At 63.6% G+C, this 11,808-nt stretch carries 6 protein-coding genes; 4 read left to right on the top strand and 2 right to left on the bottom strand.

Annotation, left to right across the window (positions count from 1 at the left end):
• Positions 1–38 precede the first annotated feature (38 nt).
• Positions 39–686 (top strand): RluA family pseudouridine synthase, encoded by a 648-nt coding sequence (locus BLQ71_RS06460; RefSeq protein ID WP_074621132.1) that lies wholly within the window; start codon positions 39–41, stop codon positions 684–686.
• Between the two features lie 236 nt (positions 687–922).
• Here the strand turns inward: BLQ71_RS06460 and proA are convergent, their stop codons facing one another.
• On the bottom strand, positions 923–6,763 hold the full coding sequence (proA, locus tag BLQ71_RS06465) for an anti-phage protein ProA (RefSeq protein ID WP_074621133.1): 5,841 nt from the start codon (positions 6,761–6,763) through the stop codon (positions 923–925).
• Between the two features lie 627 nt (positions 6,764–7,390).
• On the bottom strand, positions 7,391–8,830 hold the full coding sequence (locus tag BLQ71_RS06470) for an aldehyde dehydrogenase family protein (RefSeq protein WP_074621134.1): 1,440 nt from the start codon (positions 8,828–8,830) through the stop codon (positions 7,391–7,393).
• Positions 8,831–9,024: 194 nt separating this feature from the next.
• Between BLQ71_RS06470 and BLQ71_RS06475 the strand changes: the two genes are divergently transcribed.
• The 3 genes from BLQ71_RS06475 (at position 9,025) to BLQ71_RS06485 (ending at position 11,729) form a co-directional block, all read left to right on the top strand.
• Positions 9,025–9,678, top strand: coding sequence for a peroxiredoxin (locus tag BLQ71_RS06475; RefSeq protein WP_074621135.1), 654 nt, complete (start codon positions 9,025–9,027; stop codon positions 9,676–9,678).
• 120 nt (positions 9,679–9,798) lie between these two features.
• Positions 9,799–10,836 carry a succinylglutamate desuccinylase/aspartoacylase family protein gene (locus BLQ71_RS06480; protein ID WP_043136201.1) on the top strand — a complete coding sequence of 346 codons (1,038 nt, stop codon included), beginning with the start codon at positions 9,799–9,801 and terminating at the stop codon, positions 10,834–10,836.
• 104 nt (positions 10,837–10,940) lie between these two features.
• Positions 10,941–11,729 (top strand): exodeoxyribonuclease III, encoded by a 789-nt coding sequence (locus BLQ71_RS06485; RefSeq protein WP_074621136.1) that lies wholly within the window; start codon positions 10,941–10,943, stop codon positions 11,727–11,729.
• Positions 11,730–11,808: the final 79 nt, after the last annotated feature.

The raw sequence follows: 11,808 nt of genomic DNA on the forward strand, positions 1-11,808 counted from the left end.
GGGGTTGCGCCCGGGCGCCCCACTTGTCAAAGGGGGACATGGCATCCGACTATGATCCCCCCACAGGCGAAATTCCCGTTCTTTACGAGGACACCGACCTGCTGGTCGTCGACAAGCCCGCCGGGCTGTTGTCCGTCCCCGGCAAGGGTGAGGACCTGCAGGATTGCCTGCTGAGCCGACTGGAAAAGGCCTTTCCCACTGTCCGCCTCGTGCACCGGCTGGACCGGGATACATCGGGTGTCATGGTCTTTGGCCTGACGCCCCATGCGCAGCGTCACCTGGGCAACCAGTTCGAGACGCGCAAGACGAAAAAGACCTATCTCGCCCGCCTGCACGGTCACCTGGAGCCTGCAACCGGAGAGGTCGACTTGCCGCTGATCGTCGACTGGCCCAACCGGCCCCGGCAAAAGGTCTGCCACGAGACGGGCAAACCCGCGCTGACCGGCTGGAAGGTGCTCAAGAGCGATGAAGGTGAGACCCGCGTGCGCCTCTTTCCGCATACCGGACGCAGCCACCAGTTGCGGGTGCACACGCTGGCCCTTGGGCACCCGATCCTTGGTGACACGCTGTATGCGCCGGAGACGGCGGATCAGTACCCGCGCATGATGCTGCATGCCGAGGAATTGCGCCTGAACCACCCCGAGAGCGGCAAGGGCATGAAATTCCGGGCGCCTGCGCCGTTCTGAGGGACTGGTTGCAAGGCGCTCCAAGCGCGCTAACGCGGTGGGACTTGTGGCGTCGTGATCGGCCTTTGAGAGCCGTCGTGCCGCCCGCCTCGCTCCTGTCTCTGGCAAACGGGATGCCAAACGACGCGTTTGCGAAGGCGCTGCAATAGTCGCCCCAATTCTTTGCGCAAATCTGCCACGTCGGCCTCGTCGATCCGGTTTCTGGGCCGGTCCAAAGGACCATCCCTCGAATAGGGTCAACTCGCTTGGCTTGCTCGCCAGGCCACGCAGTCCGAAAGATAGGCCCGGGCATCGGCCGACAGGCGGGCAATGCCCGCATGGCGCGCCAGGTCGAGAACCGGGTCCTCGCTCTTGTTCAATTCGGAACTATGGCGATCATAGAGGTCGGCGATCTCCGTGCGTGAGATATCCCTGATGGATCGGTCCATCCCCGGGCGGAACGCCAGCCTGTCGGCCTTCGTCCCTGCGGCCCAAAGGAATTCGGTATCTCCCTCCTTATGAATCTCGACCAGGCGGAGCGCCTTGGAGACCTGTCCCGAGATTCGCCGGCCAGTCCGCTGCCAGCCATGCATTCCGGAAACCCGCTTGCCCAGCAGGGCGACCGGCATGGGCCCCTCGCGCTTGACGATGCCCGCAATCAGCCTTTCAAGGACGAGAATGTACTCGGCATCGTAGAATTTTTCGGGGTCCGGGATCGCCTCATCCAAACCTGCATCGTTCGACCGCTCTGCGACGGCTGCGTCTGACGCCCTGGTGTACTGGGCCTCCTGCCGGACAGGATCGGGCTCTGCGGTTGTTTCATTGACAATGGGTTTGGCGGTATCGGGAGCCACTGGCTGACGGTCATTCGAGACTTCGGTGACTTCATCCTGCTGCTCTGGACGCATAGCTTTGCGGGCCGCGTCTTTTTCAGCTCTCTTGATGCGATCCATTTCAAGATGCGCGGTCAGCGCGGCGTTTATGCGTTCGACCACTGCCGCGGGGTTGCGGAACCAGTCGGTCGACCAGATCCGAAATATCGTCCAGCCAAGGTTCTCAAGCACCGCCTGCCGCAACTTGTCACGATCTCGCGCCGTGGCAGAGCCGTGATAGGTTGCGCCGTCGCATTCGATCCCGGCGAGGTAGATGCCAGCATGATCCGGATGCACGACGCCCAGGTCGATACGGAAGCCTGACACGCCGATCTGTGGGCGCAGTTCCCATCCTTTCGCCTCGATGGCGGCCTTGATCGCGGCCTCGAAGAGGTTCTCGACCGGGCCAAGCGAACCTTCGTCCTGGGCGGGGAGCGCCTCGGGACCGCGCGCAGCGAAGTCCAGGAAGTTCTTGAGATGCCTTACGCCAATGGCCCTGGTCCGGGTCAGATCAATCTGGTCGGCACGGATCGAAGCAAAGACATGCAACTCGGCTCGCGCGCGGGTGACTGCCACGTTTAGACGCTTTTCGCCACCATCGCCATTCAGGGCGCCAAAGGCCATTGACAGCTTGCCGGCATGATCTGGACCGAAGGTGATCGAAAACAGCATCACGTCGCGTTCGTCGCCCTGAATGTTCTCCAGGTTCTTGACGATGACCGGCTCTTCCCGGGCGTCCTCGAAGAACCACTCCAGATCGGGGTTCTTGCGCCGCTCTTCGTCGAGCAGGTCCAGGATAAGCCCCTGCTGCTCGGCGTTGAAGGTGATGACGCCGAGCGTCAGTCTCTCTTCCTCCGGCCAGGTCAGCCATTCGTTCAGGCGCCGAACAGTCATGCGGACGATGGCGCGGGCCTCTGCCTCGTTGGTCCGGCCCTGACCCCGACCGTATACGCCATCGACCTGGTGCAGGCTGACCGCCCCCGAAGCCGTTTCCGGAGACGGGAAGGTCACCAGGCGGCCGCCGTAGTAATGCCAGTTGGAGAAGGCGATCAGGGCCTCGTCCCGGCTGCGGTAGTGCCAGTCGAGCTGCTGGGTCGGGATACCTGCTGCGGCGACCTCGTCCAGGATCGATGCAAGATCGCGCTCTGACTCGGGCAATTCTTCTTCGCCGGAGTCGCTGCGCCCGAAGAAATTTGTCGGGGGCAGCTGCTTGGGGTCCCCCACGATGATCGCCTGTTTGCCACGCGCGATGGCGCCAATCGCATCCCAGGTGGTGATTTGCGACGCCTCGTCGAAGATCACCACGTCGAAGGCGGCCTGCCCGGCCGGGAGGTACTGTGCCACCGAAAGAGGGGACATCAGCACACAGGGCGCCAGCTTGGTGAAGGCGTCGGGCATTTCCGAGATCAGCTTGCGGATCGGCATGCTGGGCCGCTGCAGGTTCAGCTGATGCCTCAGGGTTCCGAGTTCCGATTTGCGAGGCACGCCGTCCTGTGCGGGCAGCCCATGCTGGATGCGGGACAGGACCTGACCGGCGGCCATCTCCGTCGCGCGGTCGTCCAACGCCCGGAACCGCCTGATCGCATCCTCATGCGACCAATGCGAGAAGCCGCGCAGCTCGGGCTGCGCATCCATCGTTCGCGGAAGCCACCAAGCCGCGTAGGCCGCGGCAAAGGCCGCATCGACGTCGCCCTCGATCCGGCCCTCTTCGACCGCAAGGACCAGGGCATCGAGCCCGGCGCCCTTGGCTTGAGAACGCACTTCGATCCACCGGGTCCAGTCCTGCAAGTGTTCCTTGTTGTCCTGGATTTCCTGCAAGGCTACGAGCAGCTCTGACAGGGCGAGACCTTCGGGCGATGCCTGAGATACTTGCGCGAAGGCGGCGATGTGCTCTTTCCAGGTGTCGTGCTTGCGCTGGAACCGGGTCACTGCGTTTCGCAGATCGCCGGCACTCCGTTTGGCGAGGCTCAGGCACGCCCCATCCCAGCGGGCCGGGTCTGAGACGGCAGGTGCGGCCTCGGCAAGCGCGGCCTTCAATGTGCGCGCCTGTTCGATCCAGCTGGCAAGGTGTGCCGCATCGGTTTCCACGCCCTTGACCGCGGGGCATTCGGTCAGCGGGGTTGCCGCGATCTCGGCCCGGGCGCGATTGGCGTCAGCCAGCGCGGTGATGTCCGAATGGGGATCCGCTTTCCCGCCCTCCGCGTAGGACTGCAAGAGCTTGCGCACCGAGGATTTGGCAAAGACCGAGAAAGGCCACATCTTGGTCTGCGCGAGCCGCCAATCGGCATCGAGTTGATCCAACGGAATGGAATCCAACCGATCCATCGGATAGCGCCCGGCGGTCCGTCCGGCAGCGGCGGTGTAGGCCGCAAGCCTGTCCCGCAGCATTTCGGCCTGCGCCTGCATTTCCTCGACATCGTGCGCCAGTGCCCAGCTCACGTCGTCACCATCGGCGGGGATCGAGGACAGGGCCAGCAGTGGAGCCAGCTCGGCAGTCTCGCCGGTCCCCGTCCAGGTCAACCCGGCATGATGAGCGAGGGCCTCGGTTGCCTCGGCCAGCTCTCGGGTTGCCGTGCTCAGCTTGGCACAGCGGTCCAGAAGATCCGCTTGCCAGCCGAAGGACCACTCTTCTGCCTGCACCAGTGGAAGGGGCTTGCGGTCCGCGACGATTTCCCGGCATCGTCCCAGGGACTCGGCCATTTTCCGAAGGTGTGTGTAGCTTTCCGCGTCATGAGCGTCCTTGTGCGCGAAGGACAGGCTGAAGGGGTGTTCGTGGCCTGTGGCTGTCCCGATGGCCTGGAAGACACTGAAACCCTGTGTCCCCTTTGCGTGCAGCGCCGTAACGTATGTGTTCAACTGTTCCCGGGTGACGGATAGCTCATCCGTCACCTCGATCCATTCGTCCCTCGCGCCGCTGGCGGAACGGGCCCAACTGCGGCCAAGCTGGCTCAGCACCGACTTTCGGTCGGACTTGTTGGAATGGAGTTCCAGCACCGCATCACCAAGCCCGTGCGACGCAAGCCGCCGCTGCACCACGTCCAGCGCTGCCGATTTCTCGGCCACGAACAGCACAGTTTTCTGCATGGCGAGGCATTGCGAGATGATGTTGGCGATGGTCTGGCTCTTGCCGGTCCCCGGCGGGCCGATCAGGACGAAATCGTGTCCCTCCTGCGCGGCCAGGACGGCGGCAAGCTGAGAGGAATCCGCGGGCAACGGCGTGAACAGGTCGCGCGGTGCCAGCCTTCTGTCTACATCGACCGCCATCGGCAGCCCCGGCATGTCTTCGGCCAGGAAGGGCTCGGTCGGGTTGTCGACGAGGTGCTTGACCAGCGCGCTTTCGCGCAGGCTGTCTGTCCGCTCTACCAGGTCCTTCCACATGAGGAACTTGGCAAAAGAAAAGGTCGAGAGCGCCAGTTCCTCGACCACCTCGAAACCGGCGACGTCGCGGACCTTGTGGCGCATGATCTCGAAGATCCGAGGCAGGTCGAAACCGCTCTCGTCGCGCGGAAGGTCGCCTTCCAGCTCTGGTACTTGCAGGTCGAAATCGCGCTTGAGGAATTCCAGCAACGTGGTGTTGAAGCGTACCTCGTCTTCGTGATGTTCGATCACGAACTCCGATTGCGCGGACTTTCGCGAGATTTTCACCGGCACCAAAAGCAAGGGGGCGCGGTAGTTGCGGGTATCTCCTTCGGACTTTTTCCAGCGCAGAAAACCGGCGGCCAGGAACAGCGTATTCGTACCGCCCTCCTGCATGTCGCTCTTGGCCCGGCGATGCAGTTCAAGCAGCCTTCGGTCGCTTTCCTTGCGCGTCAGCGGCACCGCGATCTGGCCTTTCCCGAAGGCATCCTTTGCGACCTCCGCAAGGAGCCTGGGTTCTTCCTGTGCCAGGAGATCGCGCGTGCCGACAGGGTCCTCGTCCTTCAGTGCCAAGGCGCGGAACTTCTTGCCGTCGGCAAGCTGGTCCTCAAGTGCCGAGACATCAGGGCACAGGAAAGGCAGCGTCTGCTTGCTGTCCTTGAAGTTCAACAGTCGATTGCGCAGCGACAAGTCCAGCAACTTGCGCTGCCATCGGGAAATCCGGTCCGCCGGCGTCGCGGCTGCGTCCTCGATCAACTCTCCCGGCAGCAGGCCCAGATCCAGCGGTTGCGGCAAGGCGGCCGGGCTTGCGACCGGCTCTTCCACCTCCGATTCTCGTTCGAGACGATGGCCTGCAAGCGGACGGATCCTTGCGGCCCGGGCGCGCCGGATGTCGACCGCCATGACGAAGCTGTGTTCATTCCGCTCGGAGGTCAGTTCTCGCGCGGTTTCGACAGCTTGTTCGAAACCGACACTGGGTTTCTTCGTCAGCAGCGTGGTCTCCATGACCACGAACTCACGCGCATCTATCGCCTTGCGGACCGTCATTACGTCCGGCTCGCTGACGGTCCCGAAATCCCGTTCGGTCAGCCAGACACCGGTCCAGGCATGCCCCTCGGAGAACAGCACCACGGGATTGAGACCTGCGGCCTCGAAGCAACCGGCCAGCAACAGGGCGCTGTCCAGGCAGGTTGCAAGACCTTCGGATTTGATCCGGCCCGGATCGCGGACCTTTTGACCACGCGTTTCAAAGCTCGCAGGTGGCACCGCGTAGGTCAGCCCCATGCCGGTGACTGCCGACCAAATCGCGCCGGCCAACATCCACGCGCGGGCGGGATCACGGGATTGATAACCGTCCATCGCGCCGTTCTGCCCGGCGCCTTCCAGGAGTCGGCTGGCCTCTTTGAGGATGCCGGCAACGACCGCGTCGTTGGGCGACACAAAGGCCGCAAGCAGATGCGCCATGTCGCCCACTCCGCCCCACTCGTCACGAGCGAGCATTTCAATCGGGCGTCGTTCAATCAGCAGGTCGGTGTCGCCCTGCCGGACAAGGAAGTGCAGGTCTCCCCATTCGGCCTCGTTGAGGCCACCCAGGAGGGTGGTGTACAACGGGGTCTCCAGGTCATGCAGATCTTGTCGCTGCCCGGGGACCAGTCGATCCAGCGTCCAGCTTTTTGAACGGATCAATCCGGGCATGCAGGTCAAATCGAGTGTAATATTGTCGAGCGGCGTATCGGACAAGTTCTGCAATTGCACCTTTTTCAGGATGGAAACACCATTCTGAGAAGAGGCGAAATTCACTTTCCGCGCGACGGTCAGTTCGAGAATAAGGTCGCCCGGGCTTTCTTTGCCCGTCCCATCAAATGACATTTTCGAAACCCCGTCGCCAAAACAATTCGGAGAATAGTCACGCACAGGGCCAACTGACTGTCAATTCGGCGATGGTTTGCGCTGAACTGCTATACCCTTGTTCCGCATCGTTACGTTGGTCCAATCCAGTGGGGCTGTTTCCAAACGCTGAGGACGCTCCCGCCGGGTGCTCCGTCGAAAGGGGGACCAGGGAAGGTGGTGCTTGCGGTCGTTGAGTCCTGTCGCTTGATCGCGCAAAGCGATCCGCCTTGCGGGCGGCCCTTCTGCGGTTGATGGATGTGTCTACGCGGGCATTCAGGCATCCCGCGCCGAAGTCGGCGAAGGCGTTCAGAACCCGGAACCGGGACCCAGCGCATTGGCACCAGGTCGAGCAGCTACCGCTGGCTTGGCTATTGCGGGATCTGCGGGCGCCGATGGAAGGACTGTCGCCGCTCGAACGCCGGTTCCTTCATCCTGATCCACAGAGCCGTGTCTGCAGGTGGCTGCGACTTGCTTCGACATGCGCGCCGATAAGGGCCCCGGGGCAATGGTCCTTTCAGGGCGGCCAGTAGGGGCGTCGACGCAACGCCACGCGGGCGTTGCGTCGAAATCCCTTCGCGCCGGCAGACTGTCAGGCGTGGCGTCGGATCACTCCGCTGCCCAGCCCGACACGGCCTTGACCTCGACGAAATCATGGATGCCCCAACTGCCACCCTCGCGGCCATTGCCGGACATCTTCATGCCGCCGAAGGGCGCGCCCGCGCCCCGGCTTTCGCCGTTCATCTCGACCATGCCCGACCGCAGGGCGCGGGCCATCCGCGCCCGCCGCGCGCCGTCCTGGCTCTGGACATAGTTGGTCAGCCCGTAGGGCGTGTCATTGGCGATCTGCACCGCCTCGTCCTCGTCCTCGAACTTCAGGATCGACAGCACCGGGCCAAAGATCTCCTCCTGCGCGATGGTCATGTCGTTGGTGACATCGGCAAAGACCGTGGGTCGGACGTAAAAGCCCTTGTTGAACCCCTCGGGACGGCCGGGACCGCCTGCGACCAGCCGGGCACCTTCCTCGATGCCCTTTTCGATCAGGCCCTGGATCTTGTCCCACTGGCTGCCATTGACCACGGGCCCGATGTGCCGCCCTTCCTCGGAGGCCGGACCCACCGTGATCTTCTCGGCAATCGCCGCCGCTTCTTCGACCACGCGATCATAGATCGGCGCCTCGACCAGCATCCGGCTGGGCGCGTTACAGCTTTGCCCCGAATTGTTCATCATGTGCAGCACGCCGCGCTTGACCGCCTTTTCATCCGCATCGGCAAAGACCAGGTTCGCGCCCTTGCCGCCAAGCTCCAGGTGCACGCGCTTCAGCGTGTCCGCCGCGGCGATCGAGATCAGCCGCCCCGCGCGGGTCGAGCCGGTAAAGCTGACCATGTCGACGTCCGGGTGGCTGGACAGTTGCGAACCGACGCCCGTACCGTCCCCGTTGACCAGGTTGAACACGCCCGGCGGCAGGTCGGCGGCCTCCATGATCTCGGCAAAGATCATGGCGTCCAGCGGGCTTTCCTCGGAGGGCTTCAGGACCATCGTGTTGCCCGCCACCAGCGCCGCGCCCACCTTGAGCGTGATCTGGTTCATCGGCCAGTTCCACGGGGTGATCAGGGCGCAGACGCCCACAGCCTCGTGGATGATCCGGTCGTTCGGGGCGTGGTCGCCCAGCGGACGTTCCCAGGGGAATTCCTTGGCCGCTTGGATGAAGGTCTTGAGGTGACGGATGCCGGCGCCGGCCTGCAGCGTCTTGGCCATGTCGATGGGGGCGCCCATTTCCATGCTGATCGCAGTGCCCAGGTCCTCGGTCCGTGTCTTGTAGGCTGCGTAGACGCGTTCCAGTGCCGCGATGCGCTCTTCGACGGGCGTGGCCATCCAGCCGGGCAGAGCGGCCTTGGCGGCCGCCACGGCGGCATTGGTATCGGCTTCGCCGCCCAGCGAGATCACGGCGCAGGGTTCTTCCGTGGACGGGTCGATCACCTCGTGGGCGGTGCCCGCCAGCGGCTCGACCCAGGCGCCGTTGATGTAGAACTGACGTTTCTCGATCATGTCATAACTCCTGCGTAGAAAGACAGGCGTCCGGCCGTTCCGGAAAGCTCCCGAAACGGCCGGACGCCCGTTTTGCGGCACTCTGTCACCCCCTCCACAGAGGCGCAAGACGGGGCTTTACATCTGCAATTTAGAATGTATCTAAACAAGCATAGTCAAACCCGAGCATTTCGGACAGGAAAGGACATCTGATTATGGCCCTGCGTATCAACGACGAACTTCCCAACCTTACCGTGACCACCGACCTGGGCGAGGTCACTCTGCATGACTGGATTGGCGACAGCTGGGCGATCCTGTTCTCGCACCCCAAGGATTTCACCCCCGTCTGCACCACCGAATTCGGCGCCGTCGCACAGCTGGCCGCCGAGTGGGAAAAGCGCGGCACCAAAGTGATGGGCATTTCCGTCGACGGTGTCGAAGAGCACAAGCAGTGGAAAGGTGACATCGAAAAGACCTCCGGTGCGGCGGCTGCGTTCCCGATCATCGCGGACGAGGACATGGCGGTGTCCAAGGCGTTGGACATGCTGCCCGCGGACGCCTACCTGCCCGATGGTCGTACCGCCGCTGACAGCGCCTCGGTGCGCTCGGTCTTCATCGTTGCGCCGAACAAGAAGGTGCAGCTGATGATGACCTACCCGATGTCGGTGGGACGCAACTTTGCCGAGGTCCTGCGCGCGCTGGACGCCCTGCAGGCGACTTATGAAACCCCGATCGCCACCCCGGCCAACTGGACCGTGGGCCAGGACGTGATCGTGGCGCTGTCGCTGAACGACGAGCAGGCCAAGGAAAAGTTCGGCGAGGTCAACGTCGTGCTGCCTTACCTGCGCACCACCAAGATGCCGGCCTGATCCGGCCCCGGACCCGACAGACAGGCGGGCGTCCCATGTGGGGCGCCCGTTTTCATTGATACCGGGCGCTTGCACGCGGGGACGTCGCGGCCTAATCGGAATGGAACAGGAGGCCTCACCATGCGGGACCCGTTCATTCTTGGCGACCAGAGGGTTGCCCCCGGCACACGGCGGACGGTGGATCTGCCGGTCTCCGTGCTGTCCGATCATACCCCGGTGACGCTGTCTGCACATGTGGTGCATGGCAAACGGCCCGGTCCGGTCATGTTCGTCTCGGCTGCCATCCACGGCGACGAGGTCATCGGGGTCGAGATCGTTCGGCGCCTCTTGCGGGCGGCGCCGGTGGCGCGGCTGTCGGGGACGCTGGTGGCGGTGCCGATCGTCAACTCCTTCGGCTTTATCAATCGTTCCAGGTACTTGCCTGACCGGCGCGACCTGAACCGCAGTTTCCCGGGCTCTCCTCAGGGGTCGCTGGCGGCGCGCCTTGCGCATCTTTTCCTGACCGAGATCGTAACCCGCTGCGACGTCGGCATCGACCTGCATTCCGCCGCCGTCGGCCGCACTAACCTGCCGCAGATCCGACTGACGGCGGGGAATGCGCGTCTGCGCGAACTGGGGGGGGCCTTTGCGGCACCGGTGACAATGATGTCCAAGACCCGCGAGGGGTCGCTGCGCCTTGTGGCACAGAACGCCGGTGTCGATGTGCTGCTGTACGAGGCGGGCGAGGGGCTGCGGTTCGACGAACACGCGGCCCGTGCCGGGGTCTCGGGGATCCTGCGGGTGATGGCGCGGCTGGGCATGATCGCGGGGCGCGGTGTGCCGCGCGCCCGGGTCGGCTCGGTGATCTGCGAGCGGTCGTCCTGGGTGCGGGCCTCCTCCGGGGGGCTTCTGCGCACGCTGAAACGCCGGGGCGATTACGTCGAGGCCGGGCAGGTGCTGGGCGTCGTCTCCGACCCGTTCGGAGAGCGCGAGGCCGAGGTGATCGCAGATGTGACCGGCATCCTGGTGGGACGGTCCGACCTGCCCGTGGTGAACGAGGGCGATGCCCTGTTCCATATTGCCGAACCGCTGGAACCCGAAAAGGCCGAAGCGGCGGCGGAACGGTTCGATGCCGACCTGGAGGCGCCGCCCCTCTTCGATGAGGATGAGATCATCTGATTGATCTCAAAGAGTTTATTTCCACACTCCCGGCGTGGGGAAACGTGGTTGCGCAGGCCGTCCCGGCTTGGCAGTCTCGCCGGGCCTGAAACCCGGAGTCGCCTATGCCCTTTACGCTTGCCACCTGGAACATCAACTCGGTCCGGCTGCGGGCGGGGCTGGTCGAGAAGCTCTTGACCGAGGAAGCGCCGGACGTGCTGTGCCTGCAGGAATGCAAGTCGCCGGTGGCCAAGATCCCGCACGAGATCTTTGCAGCGCTGGGCTATCCGCACATGGTTGCGCGGGGCGAGAAGGGCTATAACGGCGTGGCGATCCTGTCGAAACTGCCCATCGAGGACGTGGGCGACAAGGATTTCGCTGACCTGGGGCACGCGCGCCATGTTGCGGCACGCATGGATAACGGTCTGACAATCCACAATTTTTACGTTCCCGCTGGCGGCGATGTGCCGGACCGCGACAAGAACGTGAAGTTCGGCCAGAAACTGGATTACGTCGCCGGGATGCGCGACTGGTTTGCCTCTGAAAAACCACAAAAGGCGATACTGGTGGGCGATCTGAACATCGCCCCGCTGGAGGATGATGTCTGGGATCACAAGAAGATGCTCAAGGTGATCTCGCACACGCCGGTCGAGGTCGAGGCGCTGGGCGAGGCACAAGATGCTGGGGCTTGGGTGGATGTGACCCGCAAGGACTTGCCCGTGGGCAAGCTCTATAGCTGGTGGTCCTATCGTGCGAAGGACTGGGATGCCGCTGACAAGGGGCGGCGGTTGGACCACGTCTGGGCAACGCCGGACATCGCCAACGCGGCGCACGGCAGCCGTATCCTGCGCGACGCGCGCGGTTGGGAAAAACCGTCGGATCACGCGCCCGTCTTTGCCAGTTTCGACCTCTAGTTTTTTGTACAAAACGTACGTTTTGTACGTCGAAATCGGCAAAACGTACAAAACGCGCCGGAGGCGGCCAAACCGGATG

The sequence above is a fragment of the Antarctobacter albus genome (assembly GCF_900101505.1).
GTDB lineage: Bacteria > Pseudomonadota > Alphaproteobacteria > Rhodobacterales > Rhodobacteraceae > Antarctobacter > Antarctobacter albus.

Excerpts from the sequence above, each read along its gene's own strand:
- BLQ71_RS06460 (WP_074621132.1), top strand. The coding sequence starts at position 39 with ATGGCATCCGACTATGATCCCCCCACAGGCGAAATTCCCGTTCTTTAC.
- proA (WP_074621133.1), bottom strand. The coding sequence starts at position 6,763 with ATGTCATTTGATGGGACGGGCAAAGAAAGCCCGGGCGACCTTATTCTC.
- BLQ71_RS06470 (WP_074621134.1), bottom strand. The coding sequence starts at position 8,830 with ATGATCGAGAAACGTCAGTTCTACATCAACGGCGCCTGGGTCGAGCCG.
- BLQ71_RS06475 (WP_074621135.1), top strand. The coding sequence starts at position 9,025 with ATGGCCCTGCGTATCAACGACGAACTTCCCAACCTTACCGTGACCACC.
- BLQ71_RS06480 (WP_043136201.1), top strand. The coding sequence starts at position 9,799 with ATGCGGGACCCGTTCATTCTTGGCGACCAGAGGGTTGCCCCCGGCACA.
- BLQ71_RS06485 (WP_074621136.1), top strand. The coding sequence starts at position 10,941 with ATGCCCTTTACGCTTGCCACCTGGAACATCAACTCGGTCCGGCTGCGG.